This window comes from Kiloniellales bacterium (assembly GCA_030066685.1).
GTDB lineage: Bacteria > Pseudomonadota > Alphaproteobacteria > Kiloniellales > JAKSBE01 > JAKSBE01.
In genome coordinates this window covers 24,695-36,543 of sequence record JASJBF010000003.1, presented here as the reverse complement: position 1 = coordinate 36,543, position 11,849 = coordinate 24,695, and the positions used below count along the sequence as shown (strand labels likewise).

Genomic DNA, 11,849 nt, shown 5'->3' with positions numbered 1-11,849 from the left:
GGGGCAGGCGCTGCACCATGACCGAACCCGAGAAACCCACCTCTCTTGAAGACTTCGACGCCCGGCTTCAAGCAGCGCGCGACAAGCGCGATTCGGCGCAAGGCCGGCATCGCGATCAGCCGCGCAGCGGCATGGGGCTGGCTTTCCGGCTCGGCATCGAAATGGTCTCGGCGCTCGCGGTTGGCGTCGGGATCGGTTGGCTGCTCGACGAGTGGCTCGGCACGCGGCCCTGGCTGATGATCCTGTTCTTTTTTCTTGGATCGGCCGCCGGGATCCTCAACGTGATCCGCGTCGCCTCGGGCCAGGGTTCGGCGGTGGGCTACAAGAAGCCGGGGAACGGGGATCAAACCCCTTCCGACGGATAGCAGGCAGGGAAAGAGGAACGGATGGCGGCAAGTGGCGCAGAGGGCGGCTTCGATCCGCTGCACCAGTTCGAGATCTCGCCCCTGATCGGCGAACGCGCGCCCTGCCAGGGCGCGGACGGCGTCATCGAGGGCTGCTACGAGAGCCTCCCCTTCTATAGCTTCACCAACTCCTCCACCTACATGGTGGCGGGCCTGGTGCTGGTGGTGATGATCCTTTCCTTCGGCCTGCGCCGCGGCGCCATGGTGCCGGGCCGTTGGCAATCCCTGGCCGAGGTCGCCTACGAGTTCATCGCCAACATGATCCGGGACAACGTCGGCACAGAGGGGCGCAAGTACTTCCCCTTCATCTTCACGCTCTTCATGTTCGTGCTGGCCGGCAACTTCATCGGCTTGGTGCCCTACACCTTCACCTACACCAGCCACATCGTCGTGACCTTCACGATGGCGGCCTTTGTGTTCATCGCCGTGACGATGATCGGCTTCGTCAAGCACGGTGTGAAGTTCTTCGGCATCTTCCTGCCTGCCGGCGTGCCGGTCGCCATGGCGCCACTGCTCATCCCGATCGAGCTGCTGTCCTACCTGACCCGACCGGTGAGCCTGGCCCTGCGGCTTTTCGCCAACATGACCGCCGGCCACACGATGCTGAAGGTCTTCGCCAGCTTCATCCCGCAGCTCGGTATCGTGGGCGGCATCGTGCCGCTGGCGCTGGTCACCGGACTGACCGGCCTCGAGTTCATCATCGCGTTCCTTCAAGCCTACGTCTTCACCATCCTCAGCTGCGTCTATCTGAACGACGCACTGCACCTGCACTGAGGACCGCAACCCAACAACTCCGTTACAAGACCAAGGAGACCCGTTAGATGGAAGCCGAAGCAGCGAAGCTCATTGGTGCCGGATTGGCCGTCGTAGGCCTGGGCGGCGTTGGTGCCGGTATCGGCAATATCTTCTCGTCGATGATCCAGGCGGGCGCGCGCAATCCCTCGGCAGTTCCCTCGCTGACCACCTTCATGTGGATCGGCTTCGCGCTGGTCGAGGCGGTGGCGCTCTACGCCCTGCTGATCGCGCTGCTCCTGCTTTTCGTGTTCTGAGCCGGCAAGCGGAGGCGAAGACGTGCCGCAGTTCGATTTCGGAACCTTTGCCAGCCAGATCTTCTGGCTGGTGGTGGTCTTCACGCTCCTCTTTCTGATTCTCTCACGCAGCGTTCTGCCCAAGGTCTCAGGGATTCTGGAACAGCGTCAGCGCCGCCTGGACGACGACATCGCCAAGGCGGGTTCGCTGCGCAAGGAGGCCGAGGCCGTCCTGGCGGACTACGAGAGAACCCGGGCCGAGGCCGAGGCGCGCGCGCAGGCCGCCATGCGAGCGGTCCTCGACGAGACCGCGGCCGATGTTTCCAGGTCGCACGGCGACATGGACCGCAAGAACGCGAAGTTGATCGCCGAGGCCGAGGCGCGCATCGCCCAGGCCCGCAAGGACGCGACCGCTGGCATCCATCAGGCAGCGGCCGAAGTTGCCAGTGCCGCGACCGAGCGCCTGATCGGCGTCAAGCCGGACGACAAGGCCAGTGCCGCGGCGGTCACGCAGGTCGCGGGAGGCTGAGGTCATGTTTTCCGACCCGACTTTCTGGACCGCCGTCGCCTTCGCGATCATCATGCTCGCCATCGGTGGCCGGGCCTTTCGCTTTGTCACCAGCAGTCTGGACAAGCGGGCCGAGGAGATCCGCCGCCAGCTGGACGAGGCCGAGGCCCTGCGCGTCGAGGCGCAGAAGATGCTGGCGGACCACAAGCGCAAGCAGCGCGACGCCGAGAAAGAAGCCGAGGAGATGTTGGCCCACGCGCGGGCCGAGTCCCAGCGCATGCGTGAGAAGGCGCAGCAGGACCTGGAGGCCGACCTCAAGCAGCGCGAGCAAGTGGCACTGGACAAGATCGCCCAGGCCGAGGCCAACGCGTTGAAGGACATCCGGGGTCAGGCGGTCGAGCTGGCGGTCGCGGCCACGGCCAAGCTGCTCAGCGAGAACCTGGACAAGGCCACCGCCGACGACCTGGTCCAATCCGCCATCGACGGCCTCGACGAAAGGCTGCAGTAACTCACCGCCATGCCCCTATCCGGCGGCGGCCGAGGTTCCGCTCGCCGCCGAAGTAGCCATGCTCGGCTTCGCCGTCGCGGTAATGTCGATCGCAGGGCGCCGCGATCCGGACCTTCTCCCAGCGCCGATCGTGGCCGGCCTTGCGATGGTTTAGGTGCTCGGACTTCGCCGGCGGCTGCAGGACCCGGCCACAGCATCGACGGCATAGCGCGGCACGTTGCAGCACCGGAGCGGGCGCCCCATCTAGAGATGATGGGAGGCGCCCGCTTCTCAGGTCGGGCGGGCCCCAAGGGCAAGAATAGAGAAAGGACCAGGCATATGCCTCGCCGAAACCGTGGGTCCGCAGTGCTTATCGCCGTCCTGATCCCGACCCTGCTTGCCGGAGCGTCCGCCCAAGCCGGTGACGCGGCGGCGGAGCGTACGGAACGGGTGGAACGGAGGGAGCTGCGGCTCGAAAGACTGAGGGATACGCCCCCCAAGGCCGTGCCGCAGGGACCCAGGCTGCAGACGGCGCCAACGCTCCGAAACCGGGAGACGGCACCGCTGGACCCGGTCTCGAAGAACCGTGCCCAGCGCTACGAGTCCAACACCCGCGCCGTGATCCAGCGCCTGGACCGCAACAGCTACCGTGCCGGTCCGCGGGCGACCGACCGTCTGCGCGGCGCACGCCAGGACCTGTCCCGCTTCAACCGCCGCGCCGGCCGGCGACGCTGACCCGAATTGGTCGGGCCGCTGCCGTCTGGCGCCGGACAGGGTGGTCCTGGGGGCGAGAGCACGATTCAGATATGAGGTTGAAGCAACCTCATATCTGAATCGTGCTCTAAACTGTTGAAGTAGAGTGGGATTCAGACATGAAGCCGGATTGGCTTAATGTCATCCCGCTCTAGCAACGACCTGGGCGACCCTGCCGAGGGAGCGTTGATCATGAAGGGCTTCTGCCGCTGCGCCCTGCTCGTTCTGCTGCTCGCCGGCTGCGGCGAGGACCAGGGCCCGCAGGTCGAGTTCGTCGGCGGCGGCTTCATCCTGAACTATCGCCAAGCCGAGATGACCTATGGCTTCGTCGCCCGCATCAAGGGCGAGCCCCCGGAGGGCAGCGTCCTGGAAGCCGTCTTCGAGGACCCGGCCGGCGGCCCGCCGATCGTGATCCGCCAGAAGGTGCTGCCGACGCGGCGCAGCTACACCTTCGAGACGCGACCGGTCGAGGCTGTGCGCAAGGATCGGGACTATCAGGTCGAGCTTCGACTCCTGGCCCCCGTAGAATCCGGCGAGAGGGTCATCGCCCAGGAGAGCCGCAGCTATCGATCCCAGCTCGACGCGGAGATCCTGCCCGAGCAGCCTCTCGCGGTCGGTCCGGGCTACCACCGGCCCGATGGCAGCGTGCCGACCCCGGAGTCGCAAGAACGTCGGTGACCGGGCCGGCGCGATCTCAGGACAGGGGGCGATAGGCCCAGACCGAGGCCGGCGGCAGATTCAGCAAGGTGAAGGCCAGCCGCTCGCCGGCCAAGCCAAGCTCGGCCTCGGGCAGCGGCGAAGTCAGACGGTGGGTGTAGAGGAAAAAGGGCCGTCCGGGCGGCAGCAGTGCGCGCATCATGCCGACCAGCTCGCCTTGCTGAGCCGCCGTCAGGAGCGAGACCGGCAGGCCGCAGACCACCGCCGCGATCCGCCCCTGCGCCTGCCGCGGCAAGGCCTGCGGGAGGGTCATAGCGTCGTGTTCGATCACCGTCACCCCAGGGAAGCTGTGGCGCAGGAAGGCCGCCATCTCGGGATCGATCTCGACCGCGATCAGCCGCTCCGGCGCCACGCCCGAGGCAAGAAGGGCGCGCGTCACCGGACCGGTGCCGGCCCCCAGCTCGACGACGTAGTGGTCCGGCTCTCTCGGCAGCTGCTCGGCGACGAGCCGGCTGAGGGCCGAGGACGATTCCAGAATCGAGGCCAAGCGAAAGGGATGCGCCAGGAAGCGCCGAAAGAATAGCCAAGCCGGCGACCGCCGTCGCTCGTGCACGCGCGCGATCGAGCTGCGCTGCTCAGCCGTCATGCTCTCCCTCGCCTCGGTCGTCGCGGCCCGCGTTCGGCCTCCCGGCCGACTTCGGGCCCTGCGAGCGACAGCCTCCGGCCTTGCCGCTCGCCAGGTCATCGAGCTTTAACCATAGCAAGCGGCGGGGCCGCCGTCAGGTGCTCTTGGAAAATTGCCGCAGGGGCCAGCAAACGCAGCCAAGCCGGGCTGCGCAGACGCCGAAACGTGATGGCTGGAGAGCTCCGTTGAAGCGGTCAAGCGGTCTCCAGGAGCGGCCACCGCGCGAATCAGGGCGCAAAGGTCACCGCCCCACCTCACCGGCTCTGCGGTGGGCCCCCCATTTTTGCGCCCGCGGTGGCAGGCGCCTCCGCTTTACCGACCTCAGCCGCCGTAGGGCAGCCAGAACAGGGCCAGCAGCATGACGATGGCGAGGCTGACGGCCAAGCCGATACCCCTCTGCACGACACGCCGATAACCGTTGTCCCGTCGGCTCTCCACTACCGACCTATAGGTATCCACTGCGCCAGTCCTTTCGCCGCCTCCCCGCGGCTTTCGAGTCAGTTGGTCTGAACACAGGACTTTCCCCGTGACTGATAGTAGCGCAGATCCAGCCTCCGCGTTAAGCCCCGAGGATTGGCCCCGGAGAACCGGGCCCGCTGGCCCCTCGATCTCGGGCGGTGGCGATGCAGCGCTCGGCGAAGGCGCAGAAGGCCTCCACCCGGGCTTCCGTGGCGAAGGCGCGCCGCGGGATCGCGACACCCAGTCCGGGAGCCACCATCAGCAGGACGAACCGCCGGGTCCGCTCCAGGCCGATGAAGGCCGGCCAACGGTAGTGCGTGCGGCGTGCCGCGAACTCGACCGACAGGCCGTCGGAGTCGGCGACGAACCGCTGCGCGCCCCAATTGACACCTTCGTGGCCGGCCCGAATCGCCTTCTCGCGACCCCAGAAGCGGCCGATCTGGCTCCAGGCCTGGTCCAGGATCAGCCAGGTCAGAAAGATCCCGGCGAGGCCGTCGACGACTCCGAAGTGCTGTGTCAGGGCCCTGGGCCCGCCATGAGAGAGCGCCTCGAAGACCCGCAGTAGCCAGGCGATCCAGATATAGCCGAGCAGCGGGACGAGGATGACCGTGAGCAGGGGATGGCTCAGGAAGTGCAGCGTCACGTCCCGGCGCCGGTTCGCGATCCGGGCGCAGGCTTCCAGCGCGGCCAAGCGCTCCCGCGCGGTCAGCTCGAAGGCGAGCTCGAAGCGATCGCCGGTCAAGGGCTCCCTCCGATCCGCGGCCCGGCCAGGGCCTTGAAGGCCTCGAGCTCGGCCTCGCCGCCCAAAGCCGGCTTGGGCAGGATGACTGCGGAACCGGCGTCGACCATGAGGAAAAGACTGCGCTCGGACTCCGAGAGTTGCCGAAAGGCCGTCCAGGCATAGGTCGAGCGTACCAGGCTCGAGGCGACCACGAGGCCGCGCTCATCGGCCTCGAAAGACACCTCGCCGATGTTCACGCCCTCGCGCAGCATCTCGCGGACCATCTCGGCATCCTGCGGCTGGGCCCGCAAGCGGGCCCAAAGCCGGCCGGAGCTGGGCAGCAGGATGGCGGCCAGGGACAACAAGAGGAAGCCGACGATGGTCAGCGCGATGAGATAGGGCTGCCGAAGCACCTCCCGGGCACCGTCGTCCCGGAAGGCTTCACCCAGCACCCAAAGGAAGCTGAGGCCGGCAAAGGCGACGAAGAAACCGGAGAGAAGCAGCAGCAGGCTGCCCGCCTGGGCCCGCCACCAAATCCGCCGGCGCCCCGCCAGGAAACCGACCAGGTCCTGATGGTCCCGCGCGGAAACGACGCCGGAAAATCGCATTTGGTCCCCGCCTGCCCTTCGACAGCTCCTGTCTGGCAGCGCTTCGTAAAGGCCCGGTAAAGCTCAAGCGCTTTTCGCGACGCCGCAGGCGTGCGGCGCCGCCGCGCCTCGGGTCAGGCAAGGATTGGCTGTAGGCTTCGGCCGCCGGGGCCGGCGGTGGTCAGCCCAGGTCGTCCTCCGCCGCCTTCAGGGCTTCGAGATCGTCCAGGGCGGATTGCAGAAGGCCGAACCAGTGGCGGCGGTCGGTTTCGTTGCGCTCATGTCGAAGGACCACGCGCAGCTTGACCGCCACGCCGCCGGGCGTGCTGGCCCGGGTCTTGGTGATGTCCTTCTCGGCGTCCTCGATGCGTCGTGCGATGGGGTCGTAGACGTGCTCCTGGAAGCCGCACTGATAGGCGGCGTCGAAGGCGTCGGTAGCCAAGCGCCACACCGCTTCCAGGTTCTCGAGCCGGCTATCGTCCGGGGATGGCGCCGCGCGTGCCAGGCGGGTATCGGATTTCATTCTTGGTCCACTAGTTCCGTATGGCTTACCAGGCCGTTCACCCCTTTCTCGGTCGAGAGCTGGTAACGCGAACTAGGACGCGCCCGGCGGCCCCACGAAGGGACCTCTGTCTTTCCGGACTCTCAACAGCGTCGAACTTGCGATGGCGTCGGTGTTAAGCCGCTTGTCGGTCACGGGTCGCCAGCGCAATCGCGAAGAGTGCCGAAAAGCGCTAGCAGGATCAATAGACTTTGCCACTTAAGATCGCGGCCGCCCCACCGCAAGCCGCTCGGACCGTCATATACCTGCGAAATTGCAGGTTGCATCTACTCTGCCGCAGCCTGGTAGGCCTCGATCGGCGGGCAAGAGCAGACCAGGTGGCGGTCGCCGGCGACGTTGTCGACCCGGCCGACCGGCGGCCAGAACTTGTCCTCGCGCGATCCCGGCAGCGGGAAGAAGGCCGCCTCCTGGTCGTAGGGATAAGGCCAGTCGCCGCCCAGGAGATGGTGGCCGTGCGGCGCGTTCCTCAAGAGATTGTTCTCCGCGTCGGCCTTGCCGGCCTCGACCTCGGCGATCTCCTGGCGGATCCGGATCATGGCATCGCAGAAGCGGTCGAGCTCGGCCTTGGACTCGGACTCGGTCGGCTCGATCATCATGGTCTCCGGCACCGGCCAGGACATGGTCGGGGCGTGGAAGCCGTAGTCGACCAGCCGCTTGGCAACGTCCTCGACGCCGATGCCCGAAGCATCCTTGATGTCGCGCAGGTCGATGATGCACTCGTGCGCGACCAGGCCGTCCTTGCCCGTGTAGAGCACCGGGAAGTGCGGCGCCAGCCGGTGGGCGACGTAGTTGGCGTTGAGAATCGCGACCTGGGTCGCCCGCTTCAGGCCCTCGGGGCCCATCATCGCGATGTAGGCCCAGGAGATCGGCAGGATCGAGGCCGAGCCCCAGGGCGCCGCCGAGACCGTGCCGATGGTGCCCTTCTTGCCCTTTGCCGGGTTGACGCCTTCGACCAGGGGATGGTCCGGCAGGAAGGGCGCCAGGTGCTTGACGCAGCCGATCGGCCCCATGCCCGGTCCGCCACCGCCGTGCGGGATGCAGAAGGTCTTGTGCAGGTTCATGTGCATCACGTCGGCGCCGAAACGGCCCGGCTTGGCGACCCCGACCAGGGCGTTGAGGTTAGCGCCGTCCATGTAGACCTGGCCGCCGTGGTCGTGGATGATCTGGCAAATCTCGACGATGGCCTCCTCGAAGACCCCGTGGGTCGAGGGATAGGTGATCATCAGGGCGGCGAGGGCGTCCTTGTGCTCCGCCGCCTTGGCCTTGAGGTCGTCGAGATCGATGTTGCCCTGGTCGTCGGCGGCGACGACCACGACCTTGAAGCCGGCCATGATTGCCGAGGCCGGATTGGTGCCGTGGGCGGAGTTGGGGATCAGGCAGACGTCCCGGTGCCCCTGCTTGCGGCTCTCGTGGTACTTGCGGATCGTCAGCAGGCCGGCGTACTCGCCCTGGGAGCCGGCGTTGGGCTGCAGCGATACGGCGTCGAAGCCGGTCAACTCGCAGAGCTTCTCCTCGAGGTCCTTGAACAAGGCGCGATAACCGGCCGCCTGCTCCAGCGGCGCGAAGGGATGCAGCCGCCCGAACTCCGGCCAGGAGATCGGAATCATCTCGGTGGTCGCGTTCAGCTTCATGGTGCAGGAGCCGAGCGGAATCATCGAACGGTCCAGGGCCACGTCCTTGCGCGCCAGGCGGCGCAGGTAGCGCAGCATCTCGGTCTCGGAGCGATAGCTGTTGAAGACCGGATGGGTCAGATAGTCGCTGCTGCGCTTCAACCCATCGGGCAGCGGGTCGGCGGCGACCATGTCGATCTCCATCACGCTGCTGACCGCGTCCTCCTTGCCGCCGGCAAAGGCTGACCAGATCGCCGCCACCGTCTCCCGCGTTGTCGTCTCGTCGCAGGCGATGGCGAAGCCTTCGCCCTCGACGCTGCGCAGGTTGATGCCGGCGGCGCGCAGCCGCTCGGCGATCTTCAGCGCCTCCCCCGGCGCCTTGACGACGAAAGTGTCGAAGAAGTGCTCGGTCTCGACCGTGAAGCCGAGACGGCGCAGGCCGTCGGCCAGGATCGACGCCAGGCGGTGCACGCGCTGGGCGATGCGCCGGATGCCTTCGGGCCCGTGGTAGACTGCGTAGAAGCCGGCGATGACCGCGAGCAGGACCTGCGCCGTGCAGATGTTGCTGGTCGCCTTCTCCCGTCGGATGTGCTGCTCGCGAGTCTGCAGCGCCATGCGCAGCGCTGGCCGGCCAGCGCTGTCCACCGAGACGCCGATGATCCGCCCCGGCGTCGAGCGCTTGTGCGCTTCCCGGGTCGCGAAGTAGGCGGCGTGCGGCCCGCCGTAGCCGAGCGGCACCCCGAAGCGCTGGGCCGAGCCGAGCACGACGTCGGCGCCCATCTCGCCCGGCGGGGTGACCAGGGCGAGGGACAGCAGGTCGGCGGCGACGATGGCGAAGGCCTTCTTCTCATGGGCGGCCTCGATCACCGGCCGGGGATCGCGCAGGGCGCCGTCAGCGCCGGGATACTGGACCAGCACGCCGAAGGCCTCGTGCGTGGCGAGCTGCGTCCAGGGATCGCCGACCACGACCTCGATGCCGAGGGCCGCGGCGCGGGTTTTGACCACCGCGATGGTCTGGGGCAAGCAGTCGGCGTCGACGAAGAAGACCGCGCCCTTGGACTTGGCAATGCGCCGGGCCATGGTCATGGCCTCGGCCGCCGCGGTCGCCTCGTCCAGCAGTGAGGCGTTGGCCAGCTCCATGCCCGTCAGGTCCATGATCATCTGCTGGTAGTTCAGCAGCGCCTCGAGGCGGCCCTGGCTGACCTCGGCCTGGTAGGGCGTGTAGGCGGTGTACCAGCCCGGGCTCTCCAGGACGTTGCGCAGGACCACGGGCGGCATGATGGTGTCGTGGTAGCCGAGGCCGATCATCGAGGTGGCGACCCGGTTCTGCTCGGCCATGGCGCGCAGCGCGGTCAGGGCCTCGGTCTCGCTCAGCGCCGCCGGCAGCGCCAGCGGGGTGGCGTCGCGGATCGAGGACGGGACGGTGTCCGCGACCAACTGGTCGAGCGATGTCAGATCCAGCGCGGCCAGCATCTCCGCGCAGTCTGCGTCGTCCGGACCGATGTGCCGGCGCGCGAAGTCCGCCTTGTCTTCCAAGTCCTCGAGGCTGGGCCTGATGTCGGTCATCTGCCTAAGCTCCTGCTTGTCCTGCGGCTGGTAGGGTGTCCCGATTCCGACCTGGTCGGCCGATACCAGCACTTCGCCCCTCACCCTCCCACCGCTTCGCGGCGGGGGGCGGAGCCCGGCGCTGCGCGCCCCTCTCCCCGAGGGAGAGGGTTGCACAGGCTTGGCGAGGCTTCGAGCCGAGCCTTAGCCGGAGCTGGGTGAGGGGCTGTTTCATCCGATTGGATCTCGTCTTAAAGCGTCTCGACGAAGGCCTTGTAAGCGGCCTCGTCCATCAACCCGTCGAGCTGGCTGCTGTCCGCAACGGTCATCTTGAAGAACCAGCCCTCGCCCTCGGGATCGCTGTTGACCTTGGCCGGATCGTCGGCCAGGGCGGCGTTGGCCTCGGTCACCTCGCCGTCGAGCGGGGCGTAGATCTCGCTGGCCGCCTTGACAGATTCCACCGTCGCCGCCTCCTTGCCCTTCTCCAGGGCGGTACCGGCCTCCGGCAGCTCGACGAAGACGACGTCGCCCAGCTGCTCCTGGGCGTAGTCGGTGATGCCGACGGTCGCGACCTCGCCGTCGAGGCGAATCCATTCGTGGTCGTCGGTGAAGCGCAGGTTGCTCATGATCGTCTCCCAGTTCTTGTCGTCAGCCTCGATAGTATCTGTGCGGCGCGAAGGGCAGCTTGGCGACCCGACAGGGCATCGCCCGGCCGCGCACCAGGGCGGTCACAACCGCGCCGGGGGCCGCCAGCCTGGTGTCGAGGTAGCCCATGGCGACCGGCGCCCCGACGCTGGGGCCGAAGCCGCCGCTGGTCACCCGGCCGACCGCCGCGCCCTCAGCGTCCTGCAGCGCCGCGCCCTCGCGCACCGGCACCCGGCCCTCGGGGCGGAGGCCGACCCGGCGCAGCGTCAGGCCTTCGGCGAGCTGGCGCCGGATGACCTCGGCGCCGGGGAAGCCGCCCTCCTCGCGACGGCGCTTCTGGATCGCCCAGGTCAGGCCGGCCTCGACCGGCGTGGTGGTCTCGTCGATATCCTGGCCGTAGAGGCAGAGCCCGGCTTCGAGACGCAGGGAATCCCGCGCGCCCAGACCGACCGGCCCGACTTCGGGCTCGGCCAGCAGCCGCTTGGCCAGGGCCTCGGCCGCCGCGCCGGGCACGGCGATCTCGTAGCCGTCCTCGCCGGTGTAGCCGGCGCGGCTGACCTGGCAGGGCGCTCCCTCCAGCTCGACCTCGATCCGGGTCATGAAGGCCATGCCGGCGACCTCGGGCGCAAGGCGGCCCAGCACCTCGGAGGCCGCCGGCCCCTGAAGGGCCAGCAGACCGGCCGTCTCGTCCATGCGGGCCTCGGCGCGGCCGGCCAGGCCGGCCCGAAGGTGGGCGAAGTCGGCCGCCTTGCAGGCGGCGTTGACCACCACGGAGAGACCGTCCTCGCTCCGCGTGATCATCAGGTCGTCGAGGATGCCGCCGGCGGCGTTGGTGAAGAAGCTGTAGCGGCTGCGTCCCGGCGACAGGTTCTGGACGTCGGCCGGGACCAGGGCCTCCAGGGCCGCGGCGGCATCCGCGCCGTCCCCCGCATCGGTGATCGTCACCTGGCCCATGTGGGAGACGTCGAAGAGGCCGGCGGCGCTGCGGACCTGCCGGTGCTCAGCCATGATACCGGCCGGATATTGCACCGGCAGGGCGTAGCCCGCGAAGGGCACCATGCGGCCGCCCAGCTCCAGGTGCAGCCCGTGGAGCGGTGTCCGCTTCAGCTCTTCGACGGTGACGCTCAAGATCCGGTCCTCCGACAGACGCGCAGCGGGCCGCTGCCTCGACGGCCTGCCTGCCCCCTCTGTCGTCGGA

General features: G+C 68.1%; 15 protein-coding genes. 7 read left to right on the top strand and 8 right to left on the bottom strand.

Annotated elements, in window-relative coordinates:
• The first annotated feature begins 17 nt into the window (after positions 1-17).
• The 7 genes from QNJ30_03930 to QNJ30_03900 all read left to right on the top strand — a co-directional run bounded on the left by QNJ30_03930 (position 18) and on the right by QNJ30_03900 (position 3,858).
• Positions 18-365, top strand: a complete 348-nt coding sequence (locus QNJ30_03930; protein MDJ0942584.1) for an AtpZ/AtpI family protein — start codon at positions 18-20, stop codon at positions 363-365.
• 21 nt (positions 366-386) lie between these two features.
• Positions 387-1,178, top strand: coding sequence for a F0F1 ATP synthase subunit A (locus QNJ30_03925; protein MDJ0942583.1), 792 nt, complete (start codon positions 387-389; stop codon positions 1,176-1,178).
• Between the two features lie 47 nt (positions 1,179-1,225).
• Positions 1,226-1,453: a F0F1 ATP synthase subunit C gene (locus QNJ30_03920; protein MDJ0942582.1), complete on the top strand. Its 228-nt coding sequence runs from the start codon at positions 1,226-1,228 to the stop codon at positions 1,451-1,453.
• 22 nt (positions 1,454-1,475) lie between these two features.
• Positions 1,476-1,961, top strand: a complete 486-nt coding sequence (locus QNJ30_03915; protein ID MDJ0942581.1) for a hypothetical protein — start codon at positions 1,476-1,478, stop codon at positions 1,959-1,961.
• 4 nt (positions 1,962-1,965) lie between these two features.
• Positions 1,966-2,448, top strand: a complete 483-nt coding sequence (locus QNJ30_03910) for a F0F1 ATP synthase subunit B (protein ID MDJ0942580.1) — start codon at positions 1,966-1,968, stop codon at positions 2,446-2,448.
• Between the two features lie 429 nt (positions 2,449-2,877).
• Positions 2,878-3,162 (top strand): hypothetical protein, encoded by a 285-nt coding sequence (locus QNJ30_03905; GenBank protein MDJ0942579.1) that lies wholly within the window; start codon positions 2,878-2,880, stop codon positions 3,160-3,162.
• A gap of 210 nt (positions 3,163-3,372) precedes the next feature.
• Positions 3,373-3,858 carry a hypothetical protein gene (locus QNJ30_03900; protein ID MDJ0942578.1) on the top strand — a complete coding sequence of 162 codons (486 nt, stop codon included), beginning with the start codon at positions 3,373-3,375 and terminating at the stop codon, positions 3,856-3,858.
• 16 nt (positions 3,859-3,874) lie between these two features.
• On the opposite strand, the gene QNJ30_03895 is transcribed toward QNJ30_03900, so the two are convergent.
• From QNJ30_03895 to gcvT, 8 genes are all read right to left on the bottom strand, one after another.
• Positions 3,875-4,483: a methyltransferase domain-containing protein gene (locus tag QNJ30_03895; protein ID MDJ0942577.1), complete on the bottom strand. Its 609-nt coding sequence runs from the start codon at positions 4,481-4,483 to the stop codon at positions 3,875-3,877.
• A 360-nt stretch (positions 4,484-4,843) separates the two neighbouring features.
• A complete protein-coding gene (locus tag QNJ30_03890) occupies positions 4,844-4,981 on the bottom strand; it encodes a hypothetical protein (GenBank protein MDJ0942576.1) in 138 nt (45 codons plus the stop codon).
• A 100-nt stretch (positions 4,982-5,081) separates the two neighbouring features.
• On the bottom strand, positions 5,082-5,723 hold the full coding sequence (locus tag QNJ30_03885) for a YcxB family protein (protein MDJ0942575.1): 642 nt from the start codon (positions 5,721-5,723) through the stop codon (positions 5,082-5,084).
• A complete protein-coding gene (locus tag QNJ30_03880; protein MDJ0942574.1) occupies positions 5,720-6,310 on the bottom strand; it encodes a YcxB family protein in 591 nt (196 codons plus the stop codon). Before QNJ30_03880 ends, QNJ30_03885 begins: the two co-directional genes overlap by 4 nt.
• Before the next feature lie 160 nt (positions 6,311-6,470).
• Positions 6,471-6,812 carry a hypothetical protein gene (locus QNJ30_03875; GenBank protein MDJ0942573.1) on the bottom strand — a complete coding sequence of 114 codons (342 nt, stop codon included), beginning with the start codon at positions 6,810-6,812 and terminating at the stop codon, positions 6,471-6,473.
• 305 nt (positions 6,813-7,117) lie between these two features.
• Entirely contained in the window at positions 7,118-10,027 is a 2,910-nt protein-coding gene (gcvP, locus tag QNJ30_03870) for an aminomethyl-transferring glycine dehydrogenase (GenBank protein MDJ0942572.1), read from the bottom strand.
• A gap of 230 nt (positions 10,028-10,257) precedes the next feature.
• A complete protein-coding gene (gene gcvH, locus QNJ30_03865; GenBank protein MDJ0942571.1) occupies positions 10,258-10,632 on the bottom strand; it encodes a glycine cleavage system protein GcvH in 375 nt (124 codons plus the stop codon).
• 22 nt (positions 10,633-10,654) lie between these two features.
• Positions 10,655-11,779 (bottom strand): glycine cleavage system aminomethyltransferase GcvT, encoded by a 1,125-nt coding sequence (gene gcvT / locus QNJ30_03860; protein ID MDJ0942570.1) that lies wholly within the window; start codon positions 11,777-11,779, stop codon positions 10,655-10,657.
• Positions 11,780-11,849 lie beyond the last annotated feature (70 nt).

Bases quoted from the DNA above. Each gene is read 5' to 3' on its own strand.
- QNJ30_03920 (MDJ0942582.1), top strand. From the start codon at position 1,226: ATGGAAGCCGAAGCAGCGAAGCTCATTGGTGCCGGATTGGCCGTCGTA.
- QNJ30_03900 (MDJ0942578.1), top strand. From the start codon at position 3,373: ATGAAGGGCTTCTGCCGCTGCGCCCTGCTCGTTCTGCTGCTCGCCGGC.
- QNJ30_03910 (MDJ0942580.1), top strand. From the start codon at position 1,966: ATGTTTTCCGACCCGACTTTCTGGACCGCCGTCGCCTTCGCGATCATC.
- gcvP (MDJ0942572.1), bottom strand. From the start codon at position 10,027: ATGACCGACATCAGGCCCAGCCTCGAGGACTTGGAAGACAAGGCGGAC.
- QNJ30_03930 (MDJ0942584.1), top strand. From the start codon at position 18: ATGACCGAACCCGAGAAACCCACCTCTCTTGAAGACTTCGACGCCCGG.
- QNJ30_03895 (MDJ0942577.1), bottom strand. From the start codon at position 4,483: ATGACGGCTGAGCAGCGCAGCTCGATCGCGCGCGTGCACGAGCGACGG.
- QNJ30_03880 (MDJ0942574.1), bottom strand. From the start codon at position 6,310: ATGCGATTTTCCGGCGTCGTTTCCGCGCGGGACCATCAGGACCTGGTC.
- QNJ30_03875 (MDJ0942573.1), bottom strand. From the start codon at position 6,812: ATGAAATCCGATACCCGCCTGGCACGCGCGGCGCCATCCCCGGACGAT.
- QNJ30_03925 (MDJ0942583.1), top strand. From the start codon at position 387: ATGGCGGCAAGTGGCGCAGAGGGCGGCTTCGATCCGCTGCACCAGTTC.
- gcvH (MDJ0942571.1), bottom strand. From the start codon at position 10,632: ATGAGCAACCTGCGCTTCACCGACGACCACGAATGGATTCGCCTCGAC.